This is a genomic window from Bacteroides sp. 2201st1_D9_2201SCRN_220225, assembly GCF_040928965.1.
Lineage (GTDB): Bacteria > Bacteroidota > Bacteroidia > Bacteroidales > Bacteroidaceae > Bacteroides > Bacteroides stercoris.
This window is the reverse complement of the sequence record NZ_JBCODG010000069.1, coordinates 10,812-26,441: the sequence shown is the minus strand read 5'-3', so window position 1 is coordinate 26,441 and position 15,630 is coordinate 10,812. Positions and strand designations below refer to the sequence as shown.

General features: G+C 49.0%; 15 protein-coding genes and 1 pseudogene. All 16 read left to right on the top strand.

Annotated elements, in window-relative coordinates:
• The first annotated feature begins 428 nt into the window (after positions 1–428).
• A complete protein-coding gene (locus AB5903_RS17995; RefSeq protein WP_229127186.1) occupies positions 429–1,391 on the top strand; it encodes an aldo/keto reductase in 963 nt (320 codons plus the stop codon).
• A gap of 5 nt (positions 1,392–1,396) precedes the next feature.
• Entirely contained in the window at positions 1,397–2,398 is a 1,002-nt protein-coding gene (locus AB5903_RS17990; protein WP_258997673.1) for an aldo/keto reductase, read from the top strand.
• Between the two features lie 3 nt (positions 2,399–2,401).
• On the top strand, positions 2,402–3,109 hold the full coding sequence (locus AB5903_RS17985) for a dihydrofolate reductase family protein (RefSeq protein ID WP_195658347.1): 708 nt from the start codon (positions 2,402–2,404) through the stop codon (positions 3,107–3,109).
• Positions 3,110–3,113: 4 nt separating this feature from the next.
• Positions 3,114–5,066 carry an alpha/beta hydrolase-fold protein gene (locus AB5903_RS17980; RefSeq protein WP_195658346.1) on the top strand — a complete coding sequence of 651 codons (1,953 nt, stop codon included), beginning with the start codon at positions 3,114–3,116 and terminating at the stop codon, positions 5,064–5,066.
• Between the two features lie 55 nt (positions 5,067–5,121).
• Complete coding sequence (locus AB5903_RS17975; RefSeq protein ID WP_272710709.1) at positions 5,122–6,231, top strand: alpha/beta hydrolase; 1,110 nt, start codon at positions 5,122–5,124, stop codon at positions 6,229–6,231.
• A 104-nt stretch (positions 6,232–6,335) separates the two neighbouring features.
• Positions 6,336–7,502 (top strand): aldo/keto reductase, encoded by a 1,167-nt coding sequence (locus tag AB5903_RS17970; protein ID WP_272710708.1) that lies wholly within the window; start codon positions 6,336–6,338, stop codon positions 7,500–7,502.
• Positions 7,499–8,170, top strand: coding sequence for a flavodoxin family protein (locus tag AB5903_RS17965; protein ID WP_229127185.1), 672 nt, complete (start codon positions 7,499–7,501; stop codon positions 8,168–8,170). Before AB5903_RS17970 ends, AB5903_RS17965 begins: the two co-directional genes overlap by 4 nt.
• Before the next feature lie 2 nt (positions 8,171–8,172).
• Positions 8,173–9,390: an alpha/beta hydrolase gene (locus tag AB5903_RS17960; RefSeq protein ID WP_195658343.1), complete on the top strand. Its 1,218-nt coding sequence runs from the start codon at positions 8,173–8,175 to the stop codon at positions 9,388–9,390.
• A gap of 12 nt (positions 9,391–9,402) precedes the next feature.
• Positions 9,403–9,960, top strand: coding sequence for a flavodoxin (locus tag AB5903_RS17955; RefSeq protein WP_195658342.1), 558 nt, complete (start codon positions 9,403–9,405; stop codon positions 9,958–9,960).
• Between the two features lie 16 nt (positions 9,961–9,976).
• Positions 9,977–10,648: a flavodoxin gene (locus AB5903_RS17950; protein WP_195658341.1), complete on the top strand. Its 672-nt coding sequence runs from the start codon at positions 9,977–9,979 to the stop codon at positions 10,646–10,648.
• A 23-nt stretch (positions 10,649–10,671) separates the two neighbouring features.
• Positions 10,672–11,292 (top strand): flavodoxin, encoded by a 621-nt coding sequence (locus AB5903_RS17945; protein WP_272710707.1) that lies wholly within the window; start codon positions 10,672–10,674, stop codon positions 11,290–11,292.
• 92 nt (positions 11,293–11,384) lie between these two features.
• A complete protein-coding gene (locus AB5903_RS17940; protein ID WP_195658340.1) occupies positions 11,385–12,191 on the top strand; it encodes an AraC family transcriptional regulator in 807 nt (268 codons plus the stop codon).
• A 118-nt stretch (positions 12,192–12,309) separates the two neighbouring features.
• Positions 12,310–12,762 (top strand): nuclear transport factor 2 family protein, encoded by a 453-nt coding sequence (locus AB5903_RS17935; RefSeq protein ID WP_195658339.1) that lies wholly within the window; start codon positions 12,310–12,312, stop codon positions 12,760–12,762.
• An 18-nt stretch (positions 12,763–12,780) separates the two neighbouring features.
• A complete protein-coding gene (locus AB5903_RS17930) occupies positions 12,781–13,920 on the top strand; it encodes a carboxymuconolactone decarboxylase family protein (protein WP_229127183.1) in 1,140 nt (379 codons plus the stop codon).
• Positions 13,917–14,969, top strand: a complete 1,053-nt coding sequence (locus AB5903_RS17925) for an alpha/beta fold hydrolase (protein ID WP_368118085.1) — start codon at positions 13,917–13,919, stop codon at positions 14,967–14,969. Before AB5903_RS17930 ends, AB5903_RS17925 begins: the two co-directional genes overlap by 4 nt.
• A gap of 124 nt (positions 14,970–15,093) precedes the next feature.
• A pseudogene (locus AB5903_RS17920) lies at positions 15,094–15,630 on the top strand (sensor histidine kinase); the annotation flags it as partial.

Here is a 15,630-nt window from a genome sequence, read left to right as displayed (position 1 = left end):
AGATCTAAATGATCCCCTGATTCCGGGGCTTTTTGATTAATTGTTTAACTCGTCCCATTTTAACGGGACACTAATGACTTACATTATTTAATTGTTGATTGTTTACGTGTCAATCCGGGTGCAAAGTTAGATACGTCGGTTCATGCCGATGGAACAAAAAATACGGCTCGAATTACCATTTTTCCAGAAAATGATTTTGAACCTTAATCACTTCGGTATCGGATGGATGCAAAAACCGAAATAAGTGTAGTTTCAACCGAATTTCTTGTAAAGCCTACCCCATAGCTTCTCTCTACCTTTGCAATGTCGAAATAGACTGCAAGCCGAGTGCAGAGGCTCAAACTTGTTTGAAGACTATGCCGAGGCACAGCGTTTATTGTACGCGAAGCGTAAACAAATACAATGTACTATTAAAAACAGATAATGAAATGAAAAAGAAATTCTTTACCGGACTCGTGGTGCTGGCTTCAATGATATGCAGCACCTCTTTCGCGCAGGATATTTATAAGACTGCCGCAGGCGTACCGATGGTACAACTGAATAATGGAATCCTTATGCCACAGTTCGGACTGGGGACGTTCCTCCAGCCCTCCGACGAAGTGTGCGAACAATCGTGTCTGACGGCATTGAAGGCAGGTTACCGTCACATCGACACCGCCCATGCCTATAACGACGAAGCGGGCGTAGGACGTGCCGTGAAAGCGAGCGGCATTCCACGTGAGGAAATATGGATTACCAGCAAGCTCTGGCCGACTGAATACGGTGAAGGCAAGACGCTGAAAGCCATCGACGAGATGCTGGAGCGTATGCAGTTGGATTACATCGATCTGCTCTATGTACACCAGCCTGTCGGTGACTTCGTCGGTGCATGGAGAGATATGGAAAAAGCTGTGGCAATGGGCAAAGTGCGGGCTTTAGGCATCAGCAATTTCGATGCGAGTGACGAGGTGTTCAATAAGATTATGACCGAATCGCGTGTAAAACCTGCCGTGCTTCAAATCGAATGTCACCCTTACGCACAACGGCTGGCCATACGCGAAAAGGTAAAACCTTACGGCATACACGTCACCTGCTGGTTTCCGTTGGGTGGTGCAATGAGCAACGGCGCACTGTTCAAAGATCCGGCCATCATCGCCATTGCCGAAGCGCACGGCAAAACACCGGCGCAAGTCATTCTCCGTTGGCATATGCAAGAGGGATTTTCCGCCATCCCCGGCGCATCGAATCCCGATTACATCAAGGAGAATATACAGATTTTCGACTTCGAGCTGACCGATGAGGAGATGGCGCAGATACGTTCGCTCAACAAGGAAAAACGCTTCTTCAATATGTCGCTCGAAGAAAAAGAACGGGCTTATCTCGGCAATATGCAAATTCCTGTAAATAAATAAGCAATATGGAATACAGAATATTAGGATTAAGTGGATTGCGAGTCTCCGCAGTGGGCTTGGGGTGCATGGGTATGAGCCACGCCTACGGTGCGCCTGCCGACAGACGCGAAATGACGGAACTTCTCGGTGATGCCGTGGATATGGGCTATACTTTTTTCGACACCGCAGAAATCTATGGTACTGCCGACCGTCCGCATGATAACGAGGAACTGTTGGGGAAAGCCCTGCGTCCCTACCGTGATTATATCGTCATTGCCACGAAATTCGGCTTGACCTTTGACACACCCGAAGTGGCAGGCCCTCACGCCCTGATACCCGATGCACGCCCCGAAACCATCCGTCATTCGGTGGAAGAATCGCTCCGCCGTCTGCGAACCGACCGCATCGACCTTTATTATCAGCACCGCATCGATCCGAATATCGAACCGGAAGCAGTAGCGGAGGTCATAGCAGATCTTATCCGTGAGGGTAAAATCCTGCATTGGGGTATCTCGGAAACAACGGAAGAGTACCTACGCCGTGCCCACCGTGTCTGCCCGGTAACGGCCATACAAAACCGTTTCTCGATGATGGCACGCTGGCACGAGCCGCTACTGCCCGTTGTCGAAGAACTCGGCATCGGTTTCGTGGCACATTCACCGCTTGCCAACGGCCTGCTGACCAACCGTTATACAGCCGACACGTCTTTTGACCCTGAGACCGACTACCGTGCGTCGATGCCGCAGTACCGGCCGGAGAGTTTCGAGAAGAACCGTGCGCTTTTTTCCCTCCTTGAACAACTGGCAGACGAATACCGTGCTACCGCCTCGCAAATCTCGTTGGCGTGGATGATGAACAAGCGTCCTGCCATCATCCCCATTCCCGGAACACGCCACTTGTGCCGGCTGAAAGAGAACATAGGTGCGGCGGACATCCACCTGACTGACGAGGAGGTAAAGGCGATTGACACGGCTCTTGATGCAATGGAGATGAGCGAAGTATTCGGAGGATCACCTATAAAAAAGTAGCGTATGAAACCGAAAATAATATGTCACATCATGAGCTCCGTCGATGGACGACTGATCGACGGGCGCTGGACTGCTCCCTACGAAGCAGAGCGCGGCGATCTCTTGAAAGTCTATGCCACCATCGGTCGTGAACTGAATACGGATGCGTGGATGTTCGGGAAAAATACAGTCCGCGCCATATTTACTTACCGATTCGGTATTGCAGGGCATACCATATCATCCGATGAGCCTGCCGTATTCATCGGCGAACGCCATTCGGAACGCATGTTTATCGTTGCCGACCCGGAAGGCGACATCTATTTTACTTCCCCAACTTTGAGAGGGGACAATATGCTCGTCATCGTGGGACGGAATGTAACAGAAGAGTACCTTGCCCATCTGCGTGAAATACACATTTCATATATTATCGTCAGCGATGCGACCAATCTTCGGGAAGGACTTGAGGCTGTCGGTCGTGAGTTCGGCATCCGTCGCGTATCGGTACAGGGTGGCGGTATCCTCAATGGCGCACTGCTTGCCGAAGGGTTGATAGACGAATTGAGTCTGGTTGTCTATCCCGGTATCGACGGGCTTTCGGGTGTTCCCTCTATCTTCGAGTACATGGGTGGCGCAACTGAATATCCGGCCCAAGGACAACGGCTGCAACTGCTTTCCGCTTCGCGGCGGGAACACGGCGTGATGTGGATGCGATATGAATTTCATAAGGATTGACACAATGAAAGAGATGATGTTACAAACCATACTGCTTTGCTGTCTGTGTTTGGTTTCCTGCTCGGACAGTGAAGAAAACCGACCGGTCTTACCGCCGGATCAGGAGCAGGAAGAGCCGGAAACTCCCGACCGGGCACACGACTATACAGGGCTGATGAACAAGACCAATTCCGTTCCTGTCAATTACGAGCAGGAGGCGGAACAACGGGGAGAAGTGGTGCGCATTGACTACGACACGCACGATTATGCCGAAGGCACGGGCGTAGCACGTACCAATACGGCATACGTCTATCTGCCTTACGGCTACGATGAGCATACAGACCAACGCTACAACGTACTTTACTTCGTACACGGACATTATGGCACGGCGGCAACCACGTTTGAAGCGGAAAACGGTCTGCTCCGCAAACTGCTCGACCACATGACGGAAAACGGAGACATGGCTCCCACCATCGTCGTGTCGCCCAGTTACAACTACGGTAATCCGACACCGAATTATGTCGATGCCGATCCGTATTGCGAAGCTCTGCCGCAAGAACTTATAAACGACCTTATCCCCATAGTGGAAAGCCGTTACCGCACATACGCCGAAAGTACGGACGCCGCAGGTCTAGAATCCTCGCGCGAGCATCGTGCCATAGGCGGCTTCTCGATGGGGGCTGTAACGACGTGGTACGCGTTAGAGCATACGCTGGACTATTTCAAATTCTTCATGCCCGTCAGTGCCGATTGCTGGTCGTTGGGAGCATTTGCAGGTATGAATCGCCCGACGGAAACAGCAGAGTACCTTGCTGGTGTCATTCGCCAATCTCCACATACAGGTACGGGCTTTTATATCTGGGCGGCAAGCGGGACGGACGATTCGGCCTATCGTGAAACATTGGTACAGGTCGAGGCAATGGCACGGCTTACGGATGTATTTCCGCTCTCCAACCTCACCTTTCACGAAAAAGACGGCGCACGGCATGAGTTTCGGCCTATGGCGGAATACCTCTATAACGCACTGCCGTTCTTTTTTCCGAACGGACAGAACGGGAATATGAATACTTACGGACATCTGACTACTGCCAGCACCGTAAAAGACGTGATAGAGCATGAGGCGTTTACCGGATTCGGACAGTTCATTCTGCCTGCCGAACGCAGGTATGACGACAATATGCCGCTTGCGAATGTGGCAAGCCTGCTACCATACCACAACTATGTGACGGGAGAGCGTGCCGTGGAAACCATCAACACGATGATCGACTATGTTCAGGACGGGAACCGCCTCTTTTATGACATCTATTCCGATGAAGACAAGCGGACGGATGCACGCAAGAACAATACGGGACTTTTTTTCTTTCGTGGAAAGCCGGGCAAACCGTTCGCCATCGTTTGTCCCGGCGGTGGTTTTTCCTATGTCGGTGCTATCCACGAGGGATTTCCGCTTGCCATCGCATTGAGCAAGATGGGTTATAACGCCTTTTCCATCCAGTACCGGACGGGCGGTGCGCAGGTAGCGTGCGAAGATCTCGCTCAAGCCATCGACTTCATCATGCGCCATGCGGAGGAGTTGCAGGTATCGACTGATGATTACTCCCTGTGGGGAGGTTCAGCGGGTGCGCGTATGGCGGCTTACCTAGGTTCTTACTCTACACAAGGGTTCATCGAAGCGACACACGAGCGTCCGGCGACGGTCATAATGGGATATACGGGACATTCGGAATATACTCCGGACGATCCGCCTACCTATGTGATAATCGGTGAGGACGATGCCATCGCCAGCCCTTCAACCATGCACCGACGGGTGGAAAACCTTCAGGCGTTGGGCATAGATGCCGAGTTTCATCTGCTTCCCGACCTGCGTCACGGGTTCGGATTGGGCAGGGGTACGACTGCCGACGGCTGGCACGAGGATGCCGTTCGTTTCTGGGAGAAATACATTTCCCGTAAAAATGGTACTTCTTACCGTAAATAACATAAGAACAGTATCTTGTCTTCACCGTATTTTTGCAATAAAATATTGAGAAACAATGAAAAAGACAATTACGACCGTATTGTGTGCGACAATGGCTGTATGCAATACATTAAATGCACAAGAGAATATGGAAATGAAAGAGAAAATGCCGTTCGCTTATGTGGACGCTAAAACAATCAAAAGTCACAATGACAATCCGTTCGGATTGGTCTATGCTGACGCTATCGCGGAAAACAAAGAGGGAGCGGTAAACATTCATCCCATTGTTTACGACTTGAACGGGCTTAAGATTGCCGCTAATGTTTATACTCCGGCAGGATATGATACAGCGAAAAACTATCCGGCTCTTGTAGTCGCCCACCCGAACGGAGGGGTGAAGGAGCAGGTTGCCGGGCTGTATAGTCAGCGTATGGCCGAGGCGGGCTATATCTGTATCGCCTTCGATGCAGCCTATCAAGGAGCCAGCGAGGGAGAGCCGCGCAACACGGACAAACCTGCTTATCGTATAGAGGACATCCGCCGTGCCGCCGATATTCTGGCGCAGTATCCGGGTGTGGATGCAAATCGCATCGGTATTCTCGGCATCTGTGGCGGAGGTGGTTATACGCTGAAAGCAGCACAGATCGACAAACGCTTCAAGGCGGTGGCCACATTGAGCATGTTCAACACGGGACTTGTGCGCCGCAACGGTTTCCTCGATTCACAGATCAACGAGGTGCAGGAGCGTCTTGCCGATGCCTGTGCAGCCCGCCAGAAAGAAGCTGAGGGCGGAGAACCGGAATATGTAGGCGACATGAGCGGCGTGACACCTGAGCAGGCGGCAAAACTGCCGTTCGACCTCTATCGTGACGGTTACAGATACTATCTCCAGAGCCATGCACATCCCAACTCCACCTTCCGTTACACCAAGAGCAGCCTTGTGGAACTTATGGCTTTCGACGCGAGCGAGGGTATGTATCTTATCAATCAACCGTTGCTGATGATTGCAGGAAGCATTGCCGACACGTTCTATATGACCGAACAATGTTACAGCAAAGCGACAGGAACGCAGAACAAGGAACTGTTCCTTATCCCCGGTGCGACACACATCAAGACTTACTATGTACCGGAATACGTGGAACAAGCGACAAGCAAGCTGACGGAATTTTTCGGGAAGAACCTTTAACCCAAAACGAAAATGGCTTGCACAAGTAGGATGAAACTTTTAAAGTATCGAAAGAATGTAAATGATATAATCTTATAGATTTATCAAATAATAAAAGAATCAAAATGAAAGCAATCTATTTATCAAAGTTCATAGCAGTATCCACCTTGCTGTTTACCATGACTTTCCTGTCTTCATGTAAAGATTCGGAAAACAGCATAGAAGAACCGGGTACAGAAATCGACGGTGGAGGGAGCGAGTCCCATACAGGTAATTTCGACCATCAAGTGACCCAGCCTGCACCTGGAGGAAATACTTCCGACGGAGGACCGCAGGCGGTATCTAATATAACATCGGTTTCCGGAGTTCCGCTTGTAAGGCTCAACAATGGTGTCATGATGCCTCGTTTCGGACTGGGTACCCAAGTGCAAAGTATGGAAGGCGCGAACCAACGGCAGCAGCTTAACGAGACAGTTCGTGGCATGGTCATCTCGGCACTCCAGTCAGGTTATCGTCATTTGGACGATGCCATGTTCTATTATAATGAACGTGGAGCAGGCTGGGGAATAAAGGAAAGCGGCATTCCTCGGGAAGAAATATGGGTGACAAGCAAAATATCCGGAGACTTGGCAGATGCGCAAAATGCGTTTGAAGGAATGCTTGAGCGGTTACAAGTCGATTACATAGACCTTGTATATATTCATCACCCCGCCGGCACTTTGGAAGATATACTCGCATGTTGGCGTGTGATGGAAAATGAGTATAAGGCAGGCAGAATACGTGCACTCGGTATCAGTAATTTTGACAACCGCATGGAGGCGTTCAATTATATCATGCAAAATGCGGAAATCAAACCGCAAGTGGCACAGATAGAGTGTCATCCGCTTGCCCAAAGAAAGGAAGCCAGACAACTCTATGCTGACAACTACGACATTCAGGTGGAGTGTTGGTATCCGCTAAACCACAACAGAGGTGACGTTAATAATTCTACACTCCGACAGATTGCCACTGCTCACGGAAAATCGGTCTATCAGATTATTCTCCGCTGGCACATGCAGGAAGGGCTTTGTCCTGTTCCCGGCTCAACCAATCCGGACCACATTCTCGAAAACATCAGCATTTTCGACTTTGAGCTGTCCGATGAGGAAATGTCGGTTATCCGTGCCATTGACCTTGGCGATGCGGGAAGGTCGTTCAATATATCCTACGGTAACGGGAATTTCGGAAATTTTCAGGATTATACCTATGACCATACCTACACGCCTACAGCCATCAAATCTGTCCAAATATGAAAAAAACAATTATCTATATGGTCGTAAGCCTCCTTGCGGGGGCTTTGACCTCTTGCGGCGACAAGCAAGCCGGAAAAAGCGCGGAGCGATACCACATCAACTTTTCGGAAACGACAACCGTACAGAAAGAGAACAAATACGTGTTGATTGTTTCCGGCAGTCCACGTAAGGGTGGTAATACCGATTTATTGTGCGATGCCTTCGCCCGTGGTGCGGAAGAGGTTGGTGGACGGGTGGAGAAAATCTTTCTCGCCGACTACCGTATCGACTATTTCTCCGAAGCGGACGAGCAGCGCGTGGGCAATCGCGCCAATGAAGCAGAAGACGACGTACCGATGCTGGTCGATAAGATGGTACGGGCAGATGTTATCGTGCTGGCAAGCCCGGTCTATTACATGAATATCACGGGACAACTCAAGACTTTTATCGACCGGACTTTCGGGCGTTACCGTGAGATGAAGGACAAGGAGTTTTTTTATCTCACCGCTTGCGCCGACCCGGAAGAAAACACGGCGGATTGGGCGGTCAACGGCTTTCGCGGTTTTGTTATGTGCCTGCCCAATCCTACGGAACGCGGAATGGTAAAAGCCATCGGCATGGGACGCAAAGGTGCTATCAAGGGTAGCCGATACGAAGATGAAGCCTATAATCTCGGTAAACACATTTGATTATGAAACAGAATATATTTTTCTATGCAGTCTTGTCGCTGTTTACAGTTACCACAGCAACAGGATGTGACGAACGCTCGGACAACCCCATGCCCGATAATGCTATTCGCGTCGAAACAGCCGAAGTGACGGCAATAACCTCTGACAATGCCATTTCTGGCGGTCGTATTATCGGCGAAACGCAAGCGGTAAAGGAGTTCGGCATCTGTTGGGCGACAACCGACAATCCGACCGTTTCCGATAACCACAATGTAGGAGCCGGGGATGCAAATTCATTTGCCTGCTATGCAACAGGGCTTTCGGCAAATACAACCTATTTTGTCTGGGCTTATGCCACGACTTCCGTCGGAACGGTTTACGGTCAGTCCCGCCAATTTACGACGCTTGCCGATTCGGATGACGATACGCCTCCTGCCGGTGGGGATGACGGGCAGAATCCGTTAGCTTCGACCATCTATCTGTGGCCGGAAGGAAATATGGCGAAGATTACGAACTACACGGGCAGTCAAGGCTCTTATCAAGACCCGCCATCGTTCCGCCCTTATATGAATTATTTTCCGGTTGCGGAAGGCACGACGGAAAAGGGTGCTGTCCTCGTATGTGCAGGCGGTGCGTTTCAGTTCCGCAGCGACCGGATGGAAGGTACTCCGGTCGCACAATGGTTTGCCCGTCACGGTTATCAGGCTTTTGTCGTAAACTATCGTGTACGCCCCTATACGATGGAGGAAGGAAGCCTCGACTTGGCTCGTGCTATCCGTTTTGTCCGCCGGCACGCTGCCGATTACGGGATAAATCCGAACGACATAGCCTCCGTGGGGTTCTCTGCCGGAGGTATTCTTTGTGGCGATGAAGCTCTCAATTTCGATGAATTGGTAAACGGTACGGCACTCACTTCCGACTATCGCCCCGATGCGCTTGACGAGGTATCTGCCAATGTCTGTACCATCGGAATGATCTACGCCTTTTATGGCCGGTTGAGTGTTACATCGACCGATGTGGAAAAATTCAAGGCATCTAAAATTCCTCCTACATTTTTTGCTTATGGGACGCGCGACCCGTTCTATCGCCAGTTCCAAGCATGTGCCAACGCCGTGCGTGAAGCGGGTGTCGAAGTAGAAGAACACGAATACGAAGGCATGCCGCACGGATTCGGATACACCCACGAAGAATGGATGATCAGTTTCGACCGCTGGATGACCGAAATAATGTCCAACAATTAGACAACAGAAGATATGAAAACAAAACTTATAGCCTTGCTTGCCGTCCTGCTATTCAGTACGGGCGCAAATGCACAAAACGCTCCGGCCAATGAACAACCGGCAAAGAAAATTCTTATTGCCTACTTCAGCTGGGGAGGCAATACGCAACATGTAGCGGAACATATAGCCGCACTCACGGGCGGTACGCTTTTCCGTATCGAGCCGGAGAAGCCTTATCCCACCGAGTACACACCTTGCACCGAGGTTGCAAAGGCCGAAAAAGAAGCCGATGCCCGCCCCGCCATCAAAAAGAAAGTCGAAGATTGGGAGCAATATGATACGATATTCATTGGTTGTCCCGTATGGTGGTGGACAGCTCCGATGATTATCAACACCTTTACGGATGGCTATGATTTCAAAGGTAAAACGGTAATACCGTTCTGTACTTACGCTTCGACTTATCGGGACGAAACCTTGGCACGGATTGTAGAGCTGACACCGGCTGCCGAACATCTGAAAGGATTCGGTGCAGTAAGCAAGAACACGAAAGGTATCGGGGAATGGTTGAAAGAAATTAAGATGTTGAAATAATTAAAGACAGCAGAGTATGAAAAAGATATTTTACGCAATGGCCTTATTGTCTGTTACAGCCTGCTTTGTAGCTGCCTGTTCGGATGATGAGCCGAATAATGATGGCGGCAATACGGACATTGAAGAAGTAGTGCCGGGTACGAATCATAAGATTCTTGTCGCCTATTTTTCCGAGCCGCTTCCGGACGGGGTTGATGCCATAACCTCGGCAAGCCGTGTCATTGTGGACGGTGATCTTTACGGTAGCGTTCAGTATGTGGCTACCGTAATTCGAGAGGCAACGGGTGGTGATATGGTACGCATACAGACGGCACAGCCTTATCCCGGCAACTTCGATGATTTGGCGGATCAGGCGGATAATGAACGCCAAAATGATATTCACCCTGCACTTGCTACGGAGATAGACAATTTCGATGATTATGATGTGGTCTTCGTGGGTTATCCGATCTGGTGGTATCAGATGCCGATGGCAATGTATTCTTTCTTCGATAAATTCGACTGCAACGGGAAGACGGTCATTCCTTTCTCCACGCATGGCGGAAGCGGATGGTCGGGAACTTTGGAGGACATCAGAGGATTAGTACCGAATGCCACGATGGTTGGCGGTTACAGTATTTCACGCAACAACACGGCGACTTCAAGAAGCGGTATATTGAACTGGTTGCGGGAAATCGGTATGACGGAATAATGTATAATACTAAATAGAGGTATATGAAACATAGACTGTTATTTTTATCCTGCCTGTCGGTAATATTGGTTGCACTGGCTGGCTGCTCGAAAGATGAAGGCTCCGATACTCCATTATATCAGAATGATACAATCAAGTACGATGCAAATCGCAAAATCCTTATTGCTTATTTCAGTTGGGGTGGCAATACGCAACACTTGGCAGAGGAGATTGCAAATATGACTGGCGGCACGCTATTCCGCATTGAAACCATCAATCCTTATCCAATGGATTACAACGAGTGTACGGAGGTCGCTCGTGAGGAACTGGATAACGGTGTTCGTCCTGAATTGGGCAGTACGGTGGATAATCTCGACGACTACGATGTGGTATTTGTGGGTTGCCCCGTCTGGTGGCATACCGCACCGATGGCCGTGTGGTCGTTCCTCGAAAGTTCGGAATATGATTTTTCGGACAAGATTATTGTCCCGTTCTGTACTTACGCATCGACTTATAGGGAGGAGACGCTCGCCAGAATCGTGGAGCTTACCCCCCGGTTCCAGACATTTGCAGGGATTCGGAGCGACCGGAAGAAATACAGGCGGGGTGGAGAGTTGGTTGCGAACGATTCATATTATACGATAACCCGTTGGCAATACTGTTAAAAACGGTAAAACTTGCAGTCGTTGTCGGTACGGTTGCAAGTTTATTCCGTATTTATGATTATTTTTGCATTTAAGGAACTAAAAGGTATGGCATGGAATATCAGAAAGATATAATCGTTGCCGACAGGCTCGGCATTGTGAGTACAGATTCCGAAGAGGAGTATTTGGCGCATTTACTTTGTTTGAAAGGAACGTGCCGTTACCGTTTCAACGAACGGGATTTTGAATTACATGCCGGAGATTTGTCCATTGTCCGCAAGAGAACAGTCATAGAAAACATACAGCCATCGGATGACTTTCAGTGTAAAATAATCTATGCGAAGCCCGGTTTTATAGAACTGTGTACGCCACAAAGTAACTATGGGATGAAAGGAGCTTTGGCACTTTTTCTCAATCCCATCATGCACCTGACGCCCGAACAGCAGATCGTGTGCCGCCGCGATTTCGACTTGTTGGAACTCCGTATTCAAGATTCGGGGCATCGCTTCTACCGTGAGGTGCTGATAAATGCCATGCAAACAGCCATTCTTGATTTTTTCGATTTCCATGCACGCATTTATGGTGAGAGCGACATCTCAACACAGAACGCCTCCATCATGAACCGTTTTCTGAAAATGTTGGAGGAGGGTGCATACCGAGAACATCGGGAAGTAACCTATTATGCCGATTGCTTGTGTGTTACATCAAAATATTTGTCGGAGGTTTCTAAAAAAGTAAGCGGATATGCCGCCAACTACTGGATCAACCGTTATACGATACTCGACATTACCCGCTTGCTCCGCGATAAGTCCTTGACTTTCGTCCAGATTTCCGATATGTTCGGTTTTTCGTCGCCTGCCTATTTCAGCCGCTATGTGCAGCAAAATTTAGGTGTCAAACCATCGGATTACAGGGAATAGCCCTTGTTCAATTCTTATATAATCGGTAAAAATCGCAGTTTTTACCGATTTTTTTGTATCGTCGCTTTTCTGCATCCCCTCTACCTTTGCAAAAGTTACAATTAAAAATCAGAGCGATATGAAATTATTGATCATTACGGTATTGATGTTCCTGACCTTGTCTGTCGGAACGAAAGCACAAGAGAGTCAGAAAGTATTCACTGCCGAAGAGCAGACGATAGTCGATTTATCCAACAATAAGTGGAATTGGATGGCAGAGAAGAATGTAGAGAAGCTGGCAGAGTTGTTTCATGAGAACTCGCAGTTTGTTCATATGGGCGGCTATTGGGGCAAGCAGGAGGAACTGAATACCATCCGTACAGGCGGCATCTGGTATAAGAAAGCCGAAATACATGATGTGCAGGTGAAGTTTGCGGCAGGAACGGCAACGGTTTACAGCCGGATTCATTTAAACTCGGTAGTCGGAGGCAATGCTGTACGTTTCCCTTTTATAGTAACGGAAGTCTATGTAATGGAAAACGGCAAATGGCAGCTTTCTACACTTGCCTTTACAAGAACTTTAGGTGAATAATCGAATAAGAAAACAGACATGAAGATCAGTAATTTATTTTTTATGGCCATGTTATGTGCATCATCAGCAACGGTCTATGCGCAGACCGCTGAAACCTTCCGCCAGCCTTATCCGCTTGGCGAGAAACTCTCTCCGAATCCGAATTTTACAGGCGAGGTATGGCTTGCTTCATTGAGCGAGCAGAAAGAGTTGAATGTTCCGATGGCGAATGTAACTTTCGAGCCGGGATGCCGCAACAGTTGGCACTCGCATAAAGCCGGTCAGTTGTTGATTGCCACCGCAGGCATCGGTTACTATCAGGAGAAAGGACAACCTGCCCGCCGGTTGTATCCGGGCGACATTGTAGAGATTGCTCCCGACATAGTGCATTGGCACGGGGCCGCACCGGACGGCTGGTTTGCCCACATTGCCATTACCACCAATCCGCAGACTAATGCGGCGGTATGGCTCGATCCGGTGAGTGATGAACAATATAGTAAAGCGACAAGCGAATCGGAAAACCGTTATGCTGAAATGAACAAGGTGCTGGCTGACCGTGAACAGGCTATCGTCGCAATCGCATCCTATACGGGAAAAGGAGATTTGGAACATCTGAAACCGGCACTCGCCGAGGCGTTGGAAGCCGGTATGACCATCAATGAAATAAACGAAGTATTGATTCACGCTTACGCCTATTGCGGATTCCCCCGTAGCTTACGGGCAATCCAGACTTTTATACAGGTAGTGGATAAACGCAAAGCGAACGGAATGAACGATCCCGTTGGTCGGGAAGCATCTGCAATCAAGGATCGCAACAGTCGTTACGAACGTGGACGCGATGTGCTTGCCGAAATATCGGGTGTGCCGACTGATGCACCGAAAGCGGGATATGCAGTATTCGCTCCGACCATTGAACGGTTCCTTAAAGAGCATCTTTTCGCCGACCTTTTCGAGCGCGACCTGCTGACCTATCGGGAGCGTGAACTCGCTACGATATCCATTCTTGCCGGTGTGGGCGGCGTAGAACCTATGGCTATCGGACACATGTCTATCTGCCTGCATCTCGGTATCACTGCCGAACAGATCTCGGCATTGTTGAACATCGTGGAGATGAATCTCGGTAAAACCTATTCGGAACCGCTTCGCGGAGTGTTGAACCAACTGACAAAAGAACAATGAAAAAAACAATTTTATCGGCATTGTTGCTGTCTGTTACAGCAATAGCCGGAGCGCAGACGATAACGATTGCCAAACAAGGGCATTTTTCGGTAGGCGGACAAACTATCCAGCGACCGGGAGCATACGATAACAGTAAATTCGTCGGCTGGGCGGAACAGGAAGAAACCGGTCAAAGCTATCGTGCCGATCATGCCTTCGTGGATTTTCAAATACCAGTCGATAGTAAGAAACTTCCTCTCGTATATGTGCATGGCTACGGGGGGGCTGGCGTGTGCTGGCAGATGACGCCCGACGGCAGGGATGGGTTTACCACGCTGATGTTGCGTCATGGCTGGAGTAGCTATGTGGTGGATCTTCCGGGCAGAGGACGCGCCGGACGCACATCCGCAACTACTACGGTAAAACCCGTGGCCGACGAGATGTTCTGGTTCGATATATGGCGCATCGGCATTTGGCCGAACTACAACGAGGGCGTGCAATTCCCGAAAGATTCCGTATCGCTTTCACAATTTTTCCGCGAGATGACGCCTGACATCAGCGACCACAAGCAGGATGTTCCTGCACTTGGTGCACTGGCAAAGCGTATCGGCGATCATGTACTTGTCTCCCATTCGGCAGGCGGCTTCCCCGGTTGGATGTCTGCCATGCAAAATTCAGAGGTCAAGGGTGTCGTATCCTATGAACCGGGCGGGTTTGTATTCCCTGAAGGAGAAGTACCTGATCGTATCGACGGCCTGACAGGAGGCGTAGCCGGAATGCCTGTTCCGATGGAACAATTCAAACAGCTCACGGAAATCCCTATTATTCTTTATTTCGGAGATTATATACCGGAAACGCCTTCCAAAAATCTGGGAGACGAGAATTGGCGTGTACGTCTTCAGATGGCTCGAAAATTTGTAGAGTCAATAAATCGGCATGGAGGTAACGCAACATTGGTAGAACTACCCCAAATTGGCATCTATGGTAATACACACTTTCTGATGCAGGATTTGAATAATATCGAATTAGTGGAATTGCTAAATAAGTGGTTAATCAAACAATATCTTTAAACAAAATAGAACGGATAATAGACAGGGTAGTAGCAACTATTAATCAAATAATTGCCTACAGACACAAGGTATAAGTGCAAAGATTATCTTTGTTATCATGTTATAACAGATGAAAATAAAACTAATACGAACAAATGATTCTTTTTCGTTACTCCGGATGAAAATTATTGCAGGATATGGTTTGTTGCTCGCCATATTGGGCATTGTTGTTTTTTCTGTATGGCTGGGACATCGGAAAATGAAGACACTGAACAGTAGCGAACGACTTATCAAGCAAAGAAGGAAGGTAATGAATCAGACTTTTGAAAAATTACTCGACTTTTCTTTCTCTGATGATATTCTGCTGCTGAGGGACAATGAGAAACTTGACAAATACCGGATGAAGCGTGAAGTGGCAACCGATGCCTTGAACGGATTGAAACAGTATTACCGGACTGACGGCGTACAACATGCACGGATAGACAGAGTTTCTTCACTGCTGCTGGAAAAGGAAAAACTGTTGCTCGGGGTGATGAATACCCTTTCGGGATTCTTGCGCACCGACAGCCTACTCCAACGGAGAATACCCGTTATCATCTCGCAAACGGTACAACAGCAACAGCCGGACGTAACCGCAACAACAGAGAATAAACGGGGTGGACTGTTCGGACTGTTCAAAAAG

Excerpts from the sequence above, each read along its gene's own strand:
- AB5903_RS17995 (WP_229127186.1), top strand. The coding sequence starts at position 429 with ATGAAAAAGAAATTCTTTACCGGACTCGTGGTGCTGGCTTCAATGATA.
- AB5903_RS17990 (WP_258997673.1), top strand. The coding sequence starts at position 1,397 with ATGGAATACAGAATATTAGGATTAAGTGGATTGCGAGTCTCCGCAGTG.
- AB5903_RS17985 (WP_195658347.1), top strand. The coding sequence starts at position 2,402 with ATGAAACCGAAAATAATATGTCACATCATGAGCTCCGTCGATGGACGA.
- AB5903_RS17980 (WP_195658346.1), top strand. The coding sequence starts at position 3,114 with ATGAAAGAGATGATGTTACAAACCATACTGCTTTGCTGTCTGTGTTTG.
- AB5903_RS17975 (WP_272710709.1), top strand. The coding sequence starts at position 5,122 with ATGAAAAAGACAATTACGACCGTATTGTGTGCGACAATGGCTGTATGC.
- AB5903_RS17970 (WP_272710708.1), top strand. The coding sequence starts at position 6,336 with ATGAAAGCAATCTATTTATCAAAGTTCATAGCAGTATCCACCTTGCTG.
- AB5903_RS17965 (WP_229127185.1), top strand. The coding sequence starts at position 7,499 with ATGAAAAAAACAATTATCTATATGGTCGTAAGCCTCCTTGCGGGGGCT.
- AB5903_RS17960 (WP_195658343.1), top strand. The coding sequence starts at position 8,173 with ATGAAACAGAATATATTTTTCTATGCAGTCTTGTCGCTGTTTACAGTT.
- AB5903_RS17955 (WP_195658342.1), top strand. The coding sequence starts at position 9,403 with ATGAAAACAAAACTTATAGCCTTGCTTGCCGTCCTGCTATTCAGTACG.
- AB5903_RS17950 (WP_195658341.1), top strand. The coding sequence starts at position 9,977 with ATGAAAAAGATATTTTACGCAATGGCCTTATTGTCTGTTACAGCCTGC.
- AB5903_RS17945 (WP_272710707.1), top strand. The coding sequence starts at position 10,672 with ATGAAACATAGACTGTTATTTTTATCCTGCCTGTCGGTAATATTGGTT.
- AB5903_RS17940 (WP_195658340.1), top strand. The coding sequence starts at position 11,385 with ATGGAATATCAGAAAGATATAATCGTTGCCGACAGGCTCGGCATTGTG.
- AB5903_RS17935 (WP_195658339.1), top strand. The coding sequence starts at position 12,310 with ATGAAATTATTGATCATTACGGTATTGATGTTCCTGACCTTGTCTGTC.
- AB5903_RS17930 (WP_229127183.1), top strand. The coding sequence starts at position 12,781 with ATGAAGATCAGTAATTTATTTTTTATGGCCATGTTATGTGCATCATCA.
- AB5903_RS17925 (WP_368118085.1), top strand. The coding sequence starts at position 13,917 with ATGAAAAAAACAATTTTATCGGCATTGTTGCTGTCTGTTACAGCAATA.